The organism is Actinoplanes cyaneus, from assembly GCF_016862095.1.
In the GTDB taxonomy this organism is placed as follows: domain Bacteria; phylum Actinomycetota; class Actinomycetes; order Mycobacteriales; family Micromonosporaceae; genus Actinoplanes; species Actinoplanes cyaneus.
The window spans coordinates 26,004-42,934 of sequence record NZ_BOMH01000046.1 but is presented as its reverse complement, the minus strand read 5'-3'; the positions used below and the strand labels follow the sequence as shown (position 1 = coordinate 42,934).

The 16,931-nt window shown below is 69.1% G+C and carries 15 protein-coding genes; 4 read left to right on the top strand and 11 right to left on the bottom strand.

What is annotated here, in order from left to right; genetic code table 11:
* The first annotated feature begins 258 nt into the window (after positions 1-258).
* Positions 259-876, top strand: coding sequence for a hypothetical protein (locus Acy02nite_RS31045; RefSeq protein WP_203747943.1), 618 nt, complete (start codon positions 259-261; stop codon positions 874-876).
* 45 nt (positions 877-921) lie between these two features.
* Here Acy02nite_RS31045 and Acy02nite_RS31040 read toward each other — a convergent pair whose 3' ends face one another.
* The 8 genes from Acy02nite_RS31040 to Acy02nite_RS31005 form a co-directional block, all read right to left on the bottom strand.
* Positions 922-2,256 (bottom strand): LLM class flavin-dependent oxidoreductase, encoded by a 1,335-nt coding sequence (locus Acy02nite_RS31040; RefSeq protein ID WP_203747940.1) that lies wholly within the window; start codon positions 2,254-2,256, stop codon positions 922-924.
* A 2-nt stretch (positions 2,257-2,258) separates the two neighbouring features.
* Positions 2,259-3,155: a TauD/TfdA dioxygenase family protein gene (locus tag Acy02nite_RS31035; RefSeq protein ID WP_203747937.1), complete on the bottom strand. Its 897-nt coding sequence runs from the start codon at positions 3,153-3,155 to the stop codon at positions 2,259-2,261.
* 14 nt (positions 3,156-3,169) lie between these two features.
* A complete protein-coding gene (locus Acy02nite_RS31030; protein WP_239175377.1) occupies positions 3,170-4,000 on the bottom strand; it encodes an ABC transporter permease in 831 nt (276 codons plus the stop codon).
* Positions 3,993-4,790 carry an ABC transporter ATP-binding protein gene (locus Acy02nite_RS31025; protein WP_203747934.1) on the bottom strand — a complete coding sequence of 266 codons (798 nt, stop codon included), beginning with the start codon at positions 4,788-4,790 and terminating at the stop codon, positions 3,993-3,995. Before Acy02nite_RS31025 ends, Acy02nite_RS31030 begins: the two co-directional genes overlap by 8 nt.
* A complete protein-coding gene (locus Acy02nite_RS31020; RefSeq protein ID WP_203747931.1) occupies positions 4,787-5,812 on the bottom strand; it encodes an ABC transporter substrate-binding protein in 1,026 nt (341 codons plus the stop codon). Before Acy02nite_RS31020 ends, Acy02nite_RS31025 begins: the two co-directional genes overlap by 4 nt.
* A 604-nt stretch (positions 5,813-6,416) precedes the next feature.
* Entirely contained in the window at positions 6,417-7,439 is a 1,023-nt protein-coding gene (locus tag Acy02nite_RS31015) for a sporulation protein (RefSeq protein ID WP_203747912.1), read from the bottom strand.
* 293 nt (positions 7,440-7,732) lie between these two features.
* Positions 7,733-8,722: a malate dehydrogenase gene (locus tag Acy02nite_RS31010; RefSeq protein ID WP_203747909.1), complete on the bottom strand. Its 990-nt coding sequence runs from the start codon at positions 8,720-8,722 to the stop codon at positions 7,733-7,735.
* A 103-nt stretch (positions 8,723-8,825) separates the two neighbouring features.
* Positions 8,826-9,611, bottom strand: a complete 786-nt coding sequence (locus tag Acy02nite_RS31005) for an SAM-dependent methyltransferase (RefSeq protein WP_203747906.1) — start codon at positions 9,609-9,611, stop codon at positions 8,826-8,828.
* Positions 9,612-9,718: 107 nt separating this feature from the next.
* Here Acy02nite_RS31005 and Acy02nite_RS31000 point away from each other — a divergent pair, with 107 nt between their 5' ends.
* Positions 9,719-10,318 carry a hypothetical protein gene (locus Acy02nite_RS31000; RefSeq protein WP_239175376.1) on the top strand — a complete coding sequence of 200 codons (600 nt, stop codon included), beginning with the start codon at positions 9,719-9,721 and terminating at the stop codon, positions 10,316-10,318.
* On the opposite strand, the gene Acy02nite_RS30995 is transcribed toward Acy02nite_RS31000, so the two are convergent.
* Complete coding sequence (locus Acy02nite_RS30995; RefSeq protein ID WP_203747891.1) at positions 10,303-10,809, bottom strand: hypothetical protein; 507 nt, start codon at positions 10,807-10,809, stop codon at positions 10,303-10,305. The genes Acy02nite_RS31000 and Acy02nite_RS30995 overlap by 16 nt on opposite strands.
* An 84-nt stretch (positions 10,810-10,893) precedes the next feature.
* Positions 10,894-11,352 carry a hypothetical protein gene (locus tag Acy02nite_RS30990; RefSeq protein ID WP_203747888.1) on the bottom strand — a complete coding sequence of 153 codons (459 nt, stop codon included), beginning with the start codon at positions 11,350-11,352 and terminating at the stop codon, positions 10,894-10,896.
* 251 nt (positions 11,353-11,603) lie between these two features.
* Here Acy02nite_RS30990 and Acy02nite_RS30985 point away from each other — a divergent pair, with 251 nt between their 5' ends.
* Complete coding sequence (locus Acy02nite_RS30985; RefSeq protein WP_239175375.1) at positions 11,604-14,483, top strand: helix-turn-helix domain-containing protein; 2,880 nt, start codon at positions 11,604-11,606, stop codon at positions 14,481-14,483.
* Between the two features lie 87 nt (positions 14,484-14,570).
* Here Acy02nite_RS30985 and Acy02nite_RS30980 read toward each other — a convergent pair whose 3' ends face one another.
* Positions 14,571-14,975, bottom strand: coding sequence for a GlcG/HbpS family heme-binding protein (locus Acy02nite_RS30980; RefSeq protein ID WP_203747885.1), 405 nt, complete (start codon positions 14,973-14,975; stop codon positions 14,571-14,573).
* A gap of 108 nt (positions 14,976-15,083) precedes the next feature.
* On the opposite strand from Acy02nite_RS30980, the gene Acy02nite_RS30975 reads away from it, so the two are divergent.
* The gene (locus Acy02nite_RS30975) at positions 15,084-15,689 is read left to right on the top strand and encodes a TetR/AcrR family transcriptional regulator (protein WP_203747882.1); all 606 of its coding nucleotides are present in this window, start codon (positions 15,084-15,086) and stop codon (positions 15,687-15,689) included.
* Positions 15,690-16,931 lie beyond the last annotated feature (1,242 nt).

The window sequence follows — 16,931 nt, the reverse complement described above, 5'->3', positions numbered from 1 at the left end:
CTACCCACCACCGACAACTCCAAACCAGGTGGCTGAGACGGCGGTCACAGCCCAGGAGGTGCACAACTGGAAGGCGCACAACCGGCGGCGCACCACCAGGAAGCGCACAACCAGGAGGCGAGAAGCCGGGAGGCGCACCACCGGGAGACGCTCCTACGAGGGACACCACGGAATGCCGGAACGAGCGGATGACCGCCCACCCGGAACGACCAGAGTTCGGGGGCGCGCCGCGTGCGCCTCTGGCGTATAACGAGCAGCATGCGCACTAACGACCTGGCGGACATGTTGCGGGAGGTGCCGGGCACCGAGGTGACCGCGGGCCCGGGGCTTGTCACGGTGCACGTCCCGGCGATCGGGGACACGGTCCAGATCGCCTTCCGGAACGTGCTGGACGCCGACTGGGTGCACGTCCCGACCGGGGAGCCGGCGGTTCAGGTCGACATCAAGGTGCGCCGCGAGTCCCTGCCGCTGATCGTGACGGTCGACGACGTGGTGTTCACCCCGGCGTACGCGCATGATGTGGTTCATCCGGAGGATGAGCTGCTGGTTCCGGCGATGCCCAGTCTGGTCGCCTATTCGGAGATGCACCGGGACGTGCGCGCGCTGGGCGCCGCCTTCGACGCTCCGAACTTCGTGCTGGAGCCGGACATGCTCGCGGCGACTCTCACCGCGCACCGGTGTTTCCTCGCCGGGGCGCTGCGGATGGGGCTGTGGCCGGTCCGGGTGGCGGCCTGGTGGGAGTACACGTCGGCGCGGACGGCGGAGCGGATCACGATGACGCGGTTCCAGGACGACCCGCGGTGGGACCAGTTGATGGCCGGGGTTCAGGACGCCCGGCAGCACCAGTTCGAGCAGGGCAACGTCAGCGCGACCTGAGAGCCACCCTCACACGGAGGGTGACTCCCAGGGGTGCGTACGGGATCAGATGTGGACCGGCGTTCCGGCGTTGCGGTTCGCCGGGCGCGGCAACCCGTAGTGTTCGCGCAGCGTGCGCCCGGTGTACTCGGTGCGGAACAGGCCGCGCTCCTGCAGGATCGGCACCACCTGGTCCACGAAATCGGTCAGGGACGACGGCAGCACCGGCGGCATGATGTTGAAGCCGTCGGCCGCCCCGTTGTCGAACCAGTTCTGGATCTGGTCGGCGACCTGCACGGGAGTGCCGGCGAAGGTCAGGTGACCACGCCCACCGCCGAGGCGGGCGATGATCTGGCGGACCGTCAGGTTCTCCCGGCGACCGAGATTGACCACCAGGGTGCGACGGCTCTTCGCGCCCTCGATCGCCTCTTCCTCGGGCAGGTCGTCGGGCAGCTGGGCGTCGAGGCGGAGCGATGACACCGGGACGCCGAGCAGCGCGGCGAGCTGCGGCAGCGCGTACTCGGGCTTGATCAGCCCATTGAGCTGCTCTTCCTTCTCCCGGGCGGCAGACGGAGAGGACGCGATGACAGGCACGATCCCGGGCAGGATCTTGACGTGGTCCGGGTCGCGACCGTGCTCGGCGGCGCGCCGCTTCAGGTCGTCGTAGAACTCCTGCGCGTCCGAAAGTGTCTGGTGCGCGGTGAACACCGCTTCGGCGTACTTGGCGGCGAAGTTCCGTCCGCTCTCGGAGGAGCCGGCCTGGACGAGCACCGGGTGGCCCTGAGCGGAGCGTGGCACGTTGAGCGCGCCGGCGACGCGGTAGAACTGGCCCTCGTGACCCGGCGGGTAGATCTTGGCGTCGTCGCCCCAGACGCCGTTCTCCTTGTCGGCGAGGACCGCGTCGTCGTCCCAGGAGTCCCAGAGCTTGAGCGAGACGTCGACGAACTCGGCGGCGCGCTCGTAACGCTCCTTGTGGGCGGGCAGGTGGTCGAGGTTGAAGTTGCGGGCCGCTTCCAGGTTCGCGGTGGTGACGATGTTCCAGCCGGCCCGGCCGCCGCTGACGATGTCGAGTGACGCGAAGCGCCGGGCCAGGTTGTACGGCTCGTTGTAGGTGGTGGACGCGGTGGCGATCAGCCCGATCCGGGAGGTGGCGCCGGCCAGCGCGGTGAGCAGGACGGTCGGTTCGAGGGCGGCGGACGGGCGGCGGCCGATCTGGTCCCAGAGGGCCGGGCCGTCGGCGAGGAAGACCGAGTCGAGCTTGCCACGTTCGGCGATCCGGGCCAGGTTCTTGAAGTGTTCGACGTCGAGATCCGCGTACGGGTCGGTCTCCGGCAACCGCCACGCGGCTTCGTGGTGGCCGACGCTCATCAGGAACGCGTTGAGGTGCAGCTGACGGCTCATGGTCACTGCACCCGCGGGGTGTAGTGGGTGGCCTCGTCGCCCTCGAGGATGTAGCTCTTGGTCCCGTCGGTGCTGACCGGGACGTCGCCGGCGACGGTGACGCGGTGCAGTTTGCGGGCCAGGTCGCCGTAGTCGTCGGCCGCGTAGTGCTGGGTGCTGCGGTTGTCCCAGACGACCAGGTCGCCGACCTGCCACTTGTGGCGCAGCGTGTTCTCCGGCCGGGTCACGTAGTGCTGGAGCAGGCGCAGGATGTCCCGGGACTCGGTCTTGGACAGGCCGATGATGCCGGTGACGAAGTTGCCGATGAACAGGTTCGGCTTGCCGGAGTCCGGGTTGACGCGGACGACCGGGTGCGCGGTGCGGTACCGGGTGGAGACGAAGACCTTGTGGTAGTCCTCGACCTCGGCCGAGCGGAACTGCGGGTGCTCGGCGTAGTCGTACTCGTTGGAGTGCTCGGCCCACAGCCGGTCGGCGAGGACCCGCAGGTGCTCGGGGAGGTCGGCATAGGCGGCGCTGGTGTTCGAGAAGAGCGTGTCTCCCCCGTACGGCGGGATGACCAGACTCCGCAGTGTCGTGGCCTTCGGCGGGGCGACCACGAACGTCACGTCGGTGTGCCAGGCGTTCGCCCGTGCCCCCTCACCGCCGGCCACCTCGAGCACGTTGGCCTGACCGTCGACGGACGGGACGGTCGGGTGCGCCAGGGTCAGCTCACCGAAGAGCGCCGCGAAGCGCTGGTGCTGCTCGTCGTCGAGGTGCTGGTCGCGGAAGACCAGGACCTTGTGCTCGACGAGCGCGTCGTGGATCGCCTTCGCGTCGCCCTCGTCGACCGGCTGCTTGAGGTCGATGCCGGTCACCGAGGCGCCGATCCGGCCACCGAGGCGCTGGATGTCGATACTCATGAGGAGAACCCTTTCTAGGAGGTGCGCCAGGTCGAGAAACGGCGCTCGGTGAGGATCAGGAGCTGGTTCACGATGAGGCCGATGCCGGAGATCGTGATGATTCCCGCGTACATGTCGGGGACCGCGAAGTTGTATTGCGCGTAATTGATGAGATAGCCCAGGCCGGCTTTCGCGCCGACCATTTCCGCGGCGATCAGAATCAGGATGGAGTACGCCCCGGCCAGCCGGATGCCGGTGAAGATGGTGGGCACCGCGGCGGGCAGAACGACCTTCTGGAACAGGCTCACCGGGCCCAGTCCGAGGGAGCGCGCCGATTTGATCAGGAGCGGGTCGACGGTCCGGACGCCACTGACCGTGTTCAGCAGGATCGGCCACGCGCAGGCGTACAGGATGATCGCGATCTTCGAGGTCTCGCCGAGGCCCAGGATCAGCACGAAGACCGGCAGGATCGCCAGGGCCGCGGTGTTGCGGAAGATCTCGAGCAGTGGGGTCAGCAGGTTCGCGACCGGTTTGTACCAGCCGATCAGCAGGCCGAGCGGGATCGAGATGACGATCGCGAGGGCGAAGCCGACGAGTGAGCGGGTCAGGCTGGCCTGGGCGTGCTCCCACAGCTCGCCCGATTTGACCAGATCCCACCAGGCGACCAGGACCTCGGAGAGCGGTGGCAGGAAGGTCGCGTCGACCAGTCCGAGCCGCGGGAAGATCTCCCAGACGAGGGCCAGGGCGACGATCGCGATGCTGCGGGTCACGACGTTCCCGAAGATCCGGGCGACGTGCCACCGCTTGGCCGGGTCAGCCACTACCGGCGCCACCACGGGCGCCTTCACCAGCGTCGAGCTAGACACGATTGGCCTCCAGTTCCTCGTTGCGGGCCTTGTTGACCTCGTCCCGCAGCAGCGTCCAGATCTCGTGGCGGTAGTGCGCGAACTGCGGGTCCGACCGGACGTCCTCGGACTGCGAGAGGAGCGGCACGTCGACGACCTGCTTGATCCGGCCGGGCCTCGACGTCATCACGGCGACGCGTTGTCCGAGGTAGACGGCCTCTTCGATGCCGTGGGTGATGAAGACGACGGTCTTGCCGGTCTTCTCCCAGATGCGCAGCAACTCGTCCTGCAGCCCGTCACGGGTTTGCGCGTCTAACGCCGCGAACGGCTCGTCCATCAGCAGCACGTCCGGGTCGAACGCCAGACTGCGGGCGATCGCGACGCGCTGCTTCATGCCGCCGGAGAGCTCGTGCGGGTACCGGTCGTGGAAGCCGGCGAGGCCGACCAGGTCGAGGTACTCGCGCGCCTTCGCGGCCCGCTCGCGCCGCGGCACGTGCTTGGCCTCCAGGCCGAACTCGACGTTGCCCTGCGCGGTGCGCCACGGCAGCAGCGCGTACTGCTGGAAGACGACGCCGCGGTCGAGCCCCGGGCCGGTGACCGGCTTGCCGTCGACCAGGATCCGGCCGCTGCTCGGCTCGGCGAGACCGCCGAGCAGGTCGAGCAGGGTGGACTTGCCACAACCGCTCGGCCCGACGATGACCAGGAACTCGCCGTCCTTGACGTCCAGGTTGATCTCCTGCAGCGCGGTGACCGTGGTCCCGCGGGCCTGGAAGACCTTGCCGATGTTCTCGAACACGATCTTGGCGGTCATGCGGCACCGCCCTCGGCGAAGGAGTTGTACTTGTTGCTGAAGATGTCGGCGGGCTTGATGTCCTTCTTCAGCTCGCCGGCCCGGCTCAGCCAGTCGATCCAGGTCTGGAACTCGGCATCGGCGATCACGCCGCCCTTGCCGGCGACGCCGTAGCTCTTGAAGAACTGCAGGCTGGAGTTGTCCTCGCTGCGGCCACGCTTCTTGACGATCTCCTGGAACCTGGCGATGACCTGGTCGACGGGGGTGCTGCGGGACCATTCGATCGCCTTGCCGACGCCGGAGACGAACGTCTTCACGGTGTCCGGATTCTTCTTGAGGAAGTCGTCGCGGAAGATGTAGCTGCCCGCGGTGAACTTGCCGAGCAGGTCGAAGTCGGTGAAGAGCGGGTGGATGCCGCCGCGGGTGAGCGCCTTGTCCCGCAGCACGCCGCCGAGCGCGCCGGCGTCGATCTGGCTCTGCCGCACCGACTGCTCGGTGTTGACCGGCGGCACCACGATCAGCTCGACCTGTTTGATCTCGGCGTCGGTGAGGTTGTTCTTCGCCAGGTAGGTCTTGATGACCGCCTCGTGGTGGGCGCCGAGCGTATTGACCCCGATCTTCTTGCCGATCAGGTCACGGGCGCTGGTGACCGGGCTGCCGTCGAGCACGTAATAGCCGGTGTAGGTGTCCTTGTCGACGCCGTAGTAACCGATCACCGCGGTGATCGGCGCGCCGTTGGCGGCCAGTTTCACGATGGCGCCGTTGAATGCGCCGCCGAAATCGACGTCACCGGTGGTGGCGGCCTGAATGTCCTGCGGGCCGCTGATCGTGTTGCCGATCCACTTGAGCGTCACGTCGCCCAGATAGCCCAGGTCGGCGGCGAGCTCGGGCAGCGTCACGGTGCCCACGCTGCCCTGATATCGCAGCTCCTTCACCTGGCTGCCGGAGGCGGAGGCCCCACTGCTGCCGCATGCGGAGAGTCCGGTGGCGGTCAGGAAGGCGCCGCCCAGAAGGCCGGCGAGAGCGTTTCGACGAGTGGTCACAGAGAACTCCTCAATGGCAGCGTTCATCGGACGACCGCTCAATGGGGTCGCCGAAGATTCAAAGGCTCATTCGGGCGTACGGACACAGCCGCGGAACCGGGCGCCGATGCGCGGCCGTGGCGGTGCGGAGGTGTCGGTGCGGCGGGCCGTGGCGCTTCGCCGTCACAGCCTCAACAGGAGCAGGTGCACACCCGGAGGAAGTCGACGAAGCGACGCCGGGTCAGGCGCTTGTCTCGCTTCATGTCCACGAACGTAAACGTCCGGCGACGCCCCGTCAGCCTCTTTGTGACCCACGTCACATACATTTCCCATAGAGTGAGTGGGATATGGGTTGCGAGACAGCGTTGACCTGCAGAAATGCGAAAGGGCGGGAACGCGTGTGCGCTCCCGCCCTTGCGGACAGTCCTCTTTGTCAGCCGACTTTCCCGGTCGAGTCCGGTGAATCGACCCGATCACCCAACTTGGTCGACCCGATCGCCCCACTCAGGTGAAGCGATCGCCCAAGTTGGTCGAAGCGATCACCCTGCTTCCTCGGAGCGATCGCATCAGCCCCGGGAAGCGGCCGCCTCTGCACCGGCGACCGCCCTGACCGTGCCGGGAAAGCTCAGTCGTCGCCGCCGAAGTCCTCGAAGACGTCCTCCACGGCCTCGCCGATCACATAGCCGGCCGCCAGGCCGCCGACCGCGCCGAGCATGGCGCCGCCCATGCCGCTGCCGTGCCCGCGGTAGTGGCCGTGGTGCCCGTAACCGCCGTGACCTCCGTGCCCGTAACCGGGCGGGGGCGGCGGCGGGTAGCCGGGAGCCCCGTAGGCCCCGTGGCCACCGTGCGGGGCACCGTAGCCCGGACGGGACCGGTGCTTGTCGACCGCCTGACGGACCCAGCCGTCGACGACCGCACGCCAGTCGGTGGTGTCAGCGTCGTGGTGCGAGATCGTGTAGCGCCCATAGGTGTCGTGGCCGCTCTGGAACAGGCCGCCGCGCTTGTCGAACTCCAGCACCACCTCGACGGAGTGCGGGCTGGTCACGAACGTCAGCTCGACCTCGTTGACGGCCTGCGCGTACTGCGGGGCGGGCCAGTACTCGATCTCCTGGTAGAACGGGAGGGTCTGGTGGACGCCGTAGATCTGCCCGTGCTCCAGGTCGGCCGACTTGAAGCGGAAACCGAGCTGGCCGAACGCGTCCAGAATCTTCTGGTGGATCGGCAGCGGGTGCACGTAGACCGGGTCGAGGTCGCCCTTGTCCAGCGCGCGGGCGATCGACACCTCGGTGCGCACGCCCATCACCATGCCGCGCAGCGGCTGCCCGTACGCCGTGGTGATCGGCGTCTCCCACGGCATGTCGATGCGGAACGGGATCGACAGCTGCTGACCGGGGTGCAGCCGCATCGGCCCGGAGACGGTCAGCCGGTAGAAATCGCCGGTCGCCGAGTAGTCGCCGCCGCCGCCCTCCACCTCCATGCGGGTGACCAGGGCGAGCGTGATGTGCTCGATGTCCGCTTCCTGGGTGCCGCCGGTCAGGTTGACCTGGCCCGTCAGCGGGGCCCCCGGATAGGTGCTCGGGTTGGCCAGCACGGTGTCGACGCTCGGGCCACCCACCCCCATGGCGCCCAACAGCTTCTTGAAGACCACGATGCCCTCTCTAGTGCTTCTGTCCCGGGTTCGGCGATGAAAACTAGCAACACCGTCTGACAGGAGGCTGAGAACCCCTCCCACCAGCCGATCTGCAGAGCAGCGTACGGCTGTCACGCAAGCTCGTGGAGCCAGTCTCGAGCCAGCGCCTCGCCGATGTCACCGCCGCCCGCGAGCCGGGTCACTCGGACGAGGTCGTCGCCGGCTCGCCGGCCCGGGAGCGGGACGGGATTGCGGGAAAGGCAAAGGCCGCTCACGCCGTACGGCGGCAAGCGGCCTTTGCTCGTGATCTTTTACTTGATCAGGCCCAGCCCCTGGACGGCGGTGCGCTCCTCCTGGAGCTCGGCGACCGAGGCGTCGATGCGGGCCCGGGAGAACTCGCTGATCTCCAGCCCCTGGACGATCTCCCACTTGCCGTCCTTGGCGGTGACCGGGAACGAGCTGATCAGGCCCGCCGGCACGCCGTAGGAGCCGTCGGAGACGATCGCGGCCGACGTCCAGTCGCCCTCGGCCGTGCCGTTCACCCAGGTGTGCACGTGGTCGACAGCGGCCGACGCGGCGGACGCGGCCGAGGACGCGCCCCGGACCTCGATGATCTCGGCGCCGCGCTTGGCGACCCGCGGGATGAACTCGTCGGCGAGCCAGGCCTGGTCCACCAGGTCCTTGACCGGGCGGCCGGCGGCCTCGGCGTGGAAGACGTCCGGGTACTGCGTGGCGGAGTGGTTGCCCCAGATCGTGACCTTGCGCAGCTCGGCGACCGGCACGTCCAGCTTCTTCGACAGCTGGGCCAGCGCGCGGTTGTGGTCGAGGCGGGTCATCGCGGTGAAACGGTCGGCCGGCACGTCGGGCGCGTGCTGCTGGGCGATCAGCGCGTTCGTGTTGGCCGGGTTGCCGACGACCAGCACCCGTACGTCCGAAGCGGCGCCCGCGTTGATCGCGGTGCCCTGCGGGCCGAAGATGCCGCCGTTGGCCTCGAGCAGGTCGCCCCGCTCCATGCCCTTGGTGCGCGGGCGGGCGCCGACCAGCAGCGCCACGTTGACGCCGTCGAACGCGGCCTTCGCGTCGTCGAACACGTCGACGCCCGTGAGCAGCGGGAATGCGCAGTCGTCGAGCTCCAGCGCGACGCCCTCGGCGGCCCGGGTGGCGGCCGGGATCTCCAGCAGGCGCAGGCGGACCGGCACGTCGGCGCCGAGCAGCTGGCCGGAGGCGATGCGGAACAGCAGCGCGTAGCCGATCTGGCCGGCTGCGCCCGTCACGGTGACGGTGACCGGTGTCTTAGTCATGAGTTTGTCTCCCGAGGTTGAGGCATTTCGGCACCCGAACCGGACTCTAGTCCTCGCGTTACGGGACGATGACGCGGATGCCTACGCATGTGACCTCACGGCGTTACTTCTTCCCGGCCGCGGCCCAGGTCGACGTCTCGATGGGCGCCGGGAGGTCGTCCCTCTCCGGCCGCCACTCGGAGACCGGCACGACGCCCGGCTCGACCAGCTCCAACCCGTCGAAGAACGCGCTGAACCGCGCCCGGTCGCGCGGCCGGATCGCGGCCGGGCCGCTGGGCTGGGTCGCCTGCAGCCGGGCGGAGATCTCGGGCGGGACGAAATCCGCCGTGCCGTGCGTGGCGACCAGGAAGCTGCCCGGCGCGACGCCGGCCATCAGGGTGCGGACCACGCCGGCCGCCTGCTCGTCGTCGAGAACGAAGTGCAGCACGTTGATCAGCAGGATCGCGACCGGCCGGGACAGGTCGATCGTCGCGGCGAGCTCGCCGGCGCGCAGGATCTTCTCCGGCTCACGCAGGTCGGCGTCGACATAGGTCGTCGAGCCGCCGACCATCAGGGCGCGGGCGTGCGCGAGCACCATCGGATCGTTGTCGACGTAGACGACCTTCGTCTCGGGGGCGATCGCCTGAGCCACCTCGTGCGTATTGTCCGGCGCCGGGAGGCCCGTCCCGATGTCCACGAACTGGCGGATGCCCGCCTCGCCGGCCAGGTGCCGGATCGCCCGGTTGTGGAAGGCCCGGCCCTCGCGCGCCGCCGTCCACACGGCGGGATAGACCTCGGCGATCTGGTCGCCGGAGTCGCGATCGACCTGGAAATGGTCCTTGCCGCCGAGCCAGTAGTTCCACCGGCGGGCCGGCGAGACGGTGTGCTGATCCACCCGGTCGCTCGTCATGCCGCATTCTAACCTGATCAATATCTCCACAGTGGACGCGAGAGGTTTTCCTACTCCGGGCCTCGCGGGCATATCCTGCATCGGCGGACTTCGAGGAAAGGTGCAGCGTGGCCATCCTGGCACCGCCCTATCGGCCCTTCTCCCCCGGCTTCCCGCCGCTCGACCCGGCGCGCGGCGACGGCGGCGCGACCATCGCCGTGACCATGCGATACGCGCCGCTGGCCTTCGTGCTCGGACTCTTCACCCCCGTGCTGCAGATCGACGGGAAGAACGTGCCGGCGAGTTGGGGACGGGTGACCACGCCCGTCGCGTTCGGCGAGCACCACGTGCACGTGCATGTGCCGTACCTGCTGGCGGCCCGGATCGGCACGGCCGAGACGACAGTGATGGCGCTGCCCGGGCGGACAGCCGAGCTGGAATACCGGGCGCCGCTCCTGGCCTTCCTTCGGGGTGCGCTGGGACCACCGCCGCAGCGATATCCCGGGATGGCGCTGGCCGTGGTGCTGCTGATCGGCGCGATGGTGCTCGGGTTCTGCACCTGCCTCGGGATCTTCACCTCCGGCGGCCCGCCGGAGACTCCCGCGACGCCCGTGGCTACCCCCTCGGCCAGCACGAATGTCTCCCCCTCCACACACGGCAGCTTCAGCATGGGGGATCCGTACACACCCCGGGGTGTGTACGGATCGTCTCGTCAGGATTCTCGGTAGAGCGCTTCGAACCAGCCCAGGTTCGTCGGACCCAGGCTGACCCGCGTCGTCTCTCTGGTGGTCAGGTAGCGGCCGGTCTCCGCGTGGTAGAGACCGAAGTAGGGGTTGCCGCCGCCGCGCCACTCGAACAGGTGGTTGCCGGTGAGCGGGCGGGTCGACATCCGCAGGACGCCGTTCTGCTGATCGATGTAGGCGTCGCCGCCCAGGTGCGCGCTCATGCCCTCGGACTTGAGAACGAAGAACTGCCGGCTCCAGGAGGAGTCCCGGCACACTGTGAACTGCTCGTACCAGCCGCGCACGGTGCCGGCCGCGAAGACGTAGTCGCCTGCCGGCGTCGACGAGTAGTAACGGTCTTCGGCGGCCGACTTGAGGAAGTATTTGGCGTTGCAGGAGAAAGTGCTGGCCTGCGCTGCCGTGGCCGAAGCCACCGAGCCGGCGCCGAGGCCCAGGGTCAGCGTCGCCAGCAGCGCGCCGAGCTTTCTGCGAATCATGAATCCTCCGTTGGTCGACGGGATCGAGTGGCTTGTGCCAACCAGTTGCCTTGCGGTCGTCCGCTTCCTGGGAGGCGGAACGGATCACGTCCACCAATCGGTGCAGACGACGCCGGCATCGTGGACGTTCATGCAGGCCCGGAACGTGAGTGTGCGACCGTCCGGGTGCCGCAGCGCCGCGCCGCTGGTGTTGGTTCTGTGGTCAGCGGAGACCGTGAAGGGGCCGCACTGCGCCCAGCCATTGCCGCCCGTGTACGACCAGTCGAGCCAGACCTGGTCCCCTTGCCGGGTCTGGCCTTGAATCCTGGCGAACACGCGCTCCACGCCCCGCTGGAACTGCTTGATCTTCAGTGTGATCGCGACCCCCGGCCACACCACCGTCTCCCTCAGCGTCGTGTCGGCATTCTGGTCGGAGGGGATGCCGATGAACTCGCTGCCGCAGCGATGGGCGGCAGCGGCCGGAGTCGCACCGAGCATCGTGCCGGCGCCGGTGACCAATACCGCTGTGCCCACGCTCGCGCCGATCTTTTTTCGCAGGTTCATGCATTTCCCGTCGCGTGCATCGAAGTTGCCCTTCCTGGAGGTTGCCTGCGGTCCCGTCCAGCGTCAGGGATCGATGTCCGGCGCGGGCGGACCTCGGACGCATTCGACGCCGGCCCTCGACGCCACCATCGACGGATCCCTGCCTGGCAGCGTGAGAGTTGTCTGGCCCTTGCCTGCGGTGGCCGGACAATCGACCCTGGACCACACAGCGACAATCGACGATGGATGTCGCAGTGTGACGGGGGTGCGAAATGCCGAGACCGGAACGGCCCTTGGGCCGCCTCGGTGACCCGCTCGCGCAACTGGCGGCCGGGCTGCGGGCATTGCGGGAGAAGGCGGACAGACCGGGTTACCGGCAGATGGCCGTGCGGGTGAACTACTCGGTGGCGACGTTGGCGGCGGCGGCTTCAGGCCGGCGGCTGCCGACGCTGAGGGTGACCCTCGCGTACGTGGCCGCGTGCGACGGCGACGTTGAGGAGTGGGAGCGGCGCTGGTGGGAAGCCGCGCGTCTGAGCGGGGCGTCCGCCGAGAAGCTCCCTGGCGATCCGGTGACCGCGCCCCCAGACGTGCTGACGGTGCCGCCGCCCGATCCGGTGCCTGCCGGTGGACTCGACGATCTGGTGAAGCGCTTGCGGCTGTTGAGAGTCTGGGCCGGTGAGCCCTCCTACGAGACGATCAAGGACCGGGTCAACGCGGCCTGGGCGGCGGCCGGCCGGCCGGCCGGTGAGCTGGTGTGCAGGTCCACCGTCGCGTACTGCTTCCGGTCCCGTCGCCGCCGGTTGGACACCGAGCTGGTGGTCGCGGTGGTCCGGGCGCTGAACCCGGACACCGGGTATGTGGCTCTCTGGCGCCAGGCGTTGCGGGTCGTCGGCGGGGAGATCGAGGCGGTGTCCCAGGTCCGGGTGCAGGACAGCTTGCCTCGAGAGCTGACGGGGTTCACCGGGCGCGCCGGCGCACTTGACCGGCTCCGCCGCACGATACGGGGCGGGAAAGCGGCGGTGACTGCCGTGATCGAGGGAATGGCCGGGGTCGGCAAGACCCAACTCGCCGTCCACGCCGGGCACCTGCTGACCCGGGAGAACGCCTTCGATCGGGTGTTGTTCGTCAACCTGCGCGGCTTCGACCCCGACCCGGCACAGCCGCCCGCCGACCCCGCCGCGGTCCTGGACGGGTTCCTGCGCCTGCTCGGGATGACCGGCCAGCAGATCCCCCACACCCTCGAGGCCCGCGCCGCGGCCTACCGCGACCGCCTCGCCGGCACCCGAGTCCTGGTGGTGCTGGACAACGCCGCGTCCACCGATCAGGTCCGCCCACTGCTGCCGACCGCACCGGGCTGCCTCACCCTGATCACCAGCCGGTGCGGCCTGGCCGGCCTGCGCCCCGCGACCCACCTCACGGTGGACGTGTTCACCGCGGCCGAGGCTCTGGCATTCCTCACCCGCGCCGTTCCCGACGTCCCCCTCGGCGTGGATCCGCACGCCGCCGCCCGCATCGCCGGGCGCTGCGGCAACCTGCCCCTGGCCCTGGGCCTGATCACCGGGCACATCCGCAACACACCGGGCTGGACGTTGACCGACCACGCCGACCGCCTCGACGAACGCCACCACCAGCGGCGCCTGGACACCGGCGTCGAACTCGCGCTCGATCTGTCCTACCAGCATCTCTCCGCCGGCCCGCGACGACTGCTGCGGCTGGCGGCGCTGCACCCCGGCCAGGACTTCGACGCGTACGCCGCCGCGGCTCTGGTCGACGCCGGCCTACCCACCACCCAGAGCCATCTCGACCGCTTGCACCGCGACCATCTGCTGCAGCAGAGCACCCCCGGCCGGTACACGTTCCACGACCTGGTCCGCGTCTACGCCACCATCCGGGTCACCGACGAGGATCGCCCCCTAGAACGCCGCACCTCCCTGACCCGCCTGTTCGACCACTACCTCGCCGCCACCGCCATGAACACTCTGCACCCCGCCGAAGCGCACTACCGGCCGGTAATCTTGCCTGCCGCCACCGCCACTCCGGACCTGACAGATCCGGACATCGCGCGGGAATGGTTGGACACCGAACGGCTGACCCTCGTCACCGTCGCCGCCCACACCGCCGGCCACGGCTGGCCCACCCACACCATGCGGCTCTCGCGAATCCTGTACCGATACCTCGACGGCGGCCACAACACTGATGCCCTGACCGTGCACGGTCACGCCGGCCATGCCGCCCGCAACAGCGGGGACCCGACCGGACTTGCCCACGCCCTGGCCGACCTCGGTGCCGTCCACTATCGGCTGGGCCGGTACGGGCCGGCGGGCGAGCACCTCCGACAGGCTATGGACCTGTTCCGCCGGGCCGGCGACCCGGCCGGCGAAGCCCGCACGGTGAACACCCTCGGCGTCATCGCGGTGCGGTCGGGCCACTACCGCACGGCCAGTGACCAATTCGCTCGGGCCCTGACCCTGCACCGGGAGGCCGGTGACCGGGCCGGCGAAGGCCGCGCGCTCACCAACCTCGGCTTCGTCCAGGGGCGGTCGGGCCACTACCGGCCTGCCATCGAACACCACGAGCACGCTCTGGCCCTGTATCGGCGGGCCGGCAACCGGGTCGGTGAAGCCGACGCGCTGAACGGCCTCGGCGAGATCGAGAGGCGATTCGGCCAGTACCGGCCGGCCGGCGACCACCTGCGGCAAGCCCTGACCCTGCACCGCCAACTCGGCCATCACTCGGGCGAAGCGTGGACGCTGGACAGCCTCGGCACCCTTCACGCCCGCCTCGGCGAGCCCGCCCGGGCCACCAAGCACCACCAGCGGGCCCTGACCATCTTCCGCAAGATCGGCGACAGGTACGGCGAAGCGTGGGCGCTCAACGGCCTCGGCGAAGCCGCCCGCACCGCCGGCCACGTCGCGAACGCCCTCACCCACCACACCGCCGCCCACACCACCGCCGCAGAAACGGGCGACCCCGATCAGCAGGCCCGCGCCCACACCGGACTCGGCCACGCCCACCACATCCTCGGCAATCTCACCCTCGCTCACGCGGGCTACCAGCGCGCACTGGCCCTCTACACCGATCTCGGCGTACCCGAGGCCGAGCAAGTCCGCACCTGCCTCGCGGCTCTCAACAGCAGCACCGAACAGCAATGACAGGCGCCTGCGAATTGCCTTCCGGCGGAGGCAACCAGTCGGCTTGACCGGTAGGCTCGCTTGTGGGATCGGCCGTCCGGATCGCCGCTAAGAAGCGAGGACGGCAAGCGCGGCTTCGGCGCATTCGTCGTCCTGCCCGGGCGTCCATCCGCCGCTCACCGCCAACGCGCCCAGGACGGTGTCCCCGCGCACGATGAGCGCCGCGCCGGCGCCCGCGAGGATCGGTACCCGCACGGCCCCGTCCAGTTGGGCGAAGAAGGCAGGTGAGGTCTCCTGCATCTTGCGCAGTACGGCGCCGTCGCGGCGGAAGAGCGCAACGCTGGCCGCTTTGACCTCGGCGATCTGGGCCGAAAGCGGTGGTGCCCCGGTCATGCGGCCGAGGGCCTGCAGGTGGCCGCCCTCGTCGACGACCGCGACCGTCACCGGCGCGGCCAGCTCGGCGGCGCGCTCGTGTGCGCCGGTGATGACTGCCTGAGCCTCGTGAAGTGTCAACGGCATGGCGATCCCTTCGAGTTGGGCGGGCAGCTGTCCTGGCCGACGCCCATCAGCATGATTGGAGGACGGCTGTAGCGCAATGGGTGTCCAGCTATTCTTGCCGGGATGAACACCACGGGTCGTCGCAAGCAGAACACTCGCGGGCGGGGCGACCTGCTCCGCGAGGAGATCCTGACGGCCGGCGTGCGGATGCTCGACGAACTCGGCGACGACCAGGCACTGTCGCTCCGCGCGGTCGCCCGCGCCGTCTCCGTCGCCGCGACTTCGGTCTACCTCTACTTTCCTGACCGCGACGCACTCGTGCTGGCCGTGACCCAGCGCTGCCACGAGGATCTCGTCGCCGTCGGCGACACCGCCGAGGCGGCTTACGAACACCACCCCGCCGCACAACTGCGGGCCCGCATCCTGGCCCAGGCAGAATGGGCCCAGAACCACCCGGGCCTCTACAAGGTGCTGCACGAAAGCGGCGTCCACCGCCGGCTCGGCATGCCGTTCAAGGAAGTGATGGTCGAACGCACCCGCACCGCGGTTCAGCGCTGCATGGATGCCGGCGCCGCCCCGCACGACGACGCGCTCACCGTGACGATCGACCTGCGCACCGCTGTCAACGGCATGCTGGCTCAGCGCATCAACGAACCCGACCTGCCGTGGCCGCCCATGGCCGACCAGCTCGACCGCTTCCTGACCAAACTGGTCGGCCTGCGGCTCTGAGCACGTCGGCCGTACCGTCGGACGGGAGCCAGGTTCGCACCTGCGCGGGCTCGCCGCCGCTCATCAGCGCTCTGTCAGCGGCAGATCAAGACGTCGGCGTGGAGAGGGAACCGATTGAAGTTGCGGTCGCGTCCGGTCGGCGGCGCGACCATCCATTCAGGTCGCGGATGAGGGCGGCTCGGTCATCCTCGGATTCCGGTGCTCATTTCCGTTTCGGTGCCGCCCGGGGGAAATAGTTTTTGTCACGTCCCGACGCTTACATACGTGTTTCCCGGGGTGGGACAATTCAATGGTGGCGCAGATGTCGTTGTTCAGCCGGGGCGAGCTCGCGGGGATGCGGGATCGCACTCTGGCGCGCAATTACTCGGCGGAGGCGGAGAAGTTTCGGCGCGACCATGAGCGGCATCGTGCTTGGGGTTTACGTCAGCGTCATGCACGGAAACTGGTCCGGGCGGGATGGGGTGCTTCGGCGGCGTGGGCCGCTGTCACTGCAGGTGAGGATCAGCCGCGCCAGTCGGCGCCGGTGATTGCCGCTCCGTCGCAGCCAGCGCGTCCTGCCGCGAGCGCGTCGGCTCCGGCTGCTGCCCCATCGGTGGGACGAAGTCCCGGTGAAACACCACTGTCGTCGCAGCACGTTTCCGGGGCGACCACGCCTTCGAACCCGCAGCTTGCGCCCAGCTCGCCCGGGCCCGCGAAACCACAGGTTGCGAGCAGCTCGCCCGGACCCGCGAACCCGCAGCCTGCGAGCAGCTCGCCCGGATCCGCGAAACCACAGGTTGCGCCTGGGTCGCCCGCACCCGCCAGCCCTCAGGTTGCGGTTTGCCCGCGCTCACCCGCGAGTCCTCAGCTTGGGCCCGGCCGTGGGCAAGCTGGGTTGTTCATTGTTGTGGTGGGCTGGTGTGTGATGGTGGTCGAGGTGGCACTCGATAAGGTGGGATGCCGCCGGGTCTGTGGCGGTCACCGGGCTGTGGTTAGGCTCAGGGCAACCATTTCTGATGTTGTTTGCCGCGGGCGGAAGGTGCCTGGGGCTCGCGGTCCACCGACATTTTCTGTTCCTTTTCCAACGCTTGGTTGAGTCTTTCATCGGTGCGCTGAATGCCGCCTTGCAGTGCCCTCTTCTCGGCATGACAGTGAGTCCGCTCCGATGGGATTCCTGTGAGGTCGGACGGGCGGTTCGGCGGTCGGCAGGCTCGCTGGCTGTCAGCTGGTCGTCGTGCATCATCACGCCGCCGTCATGCGATG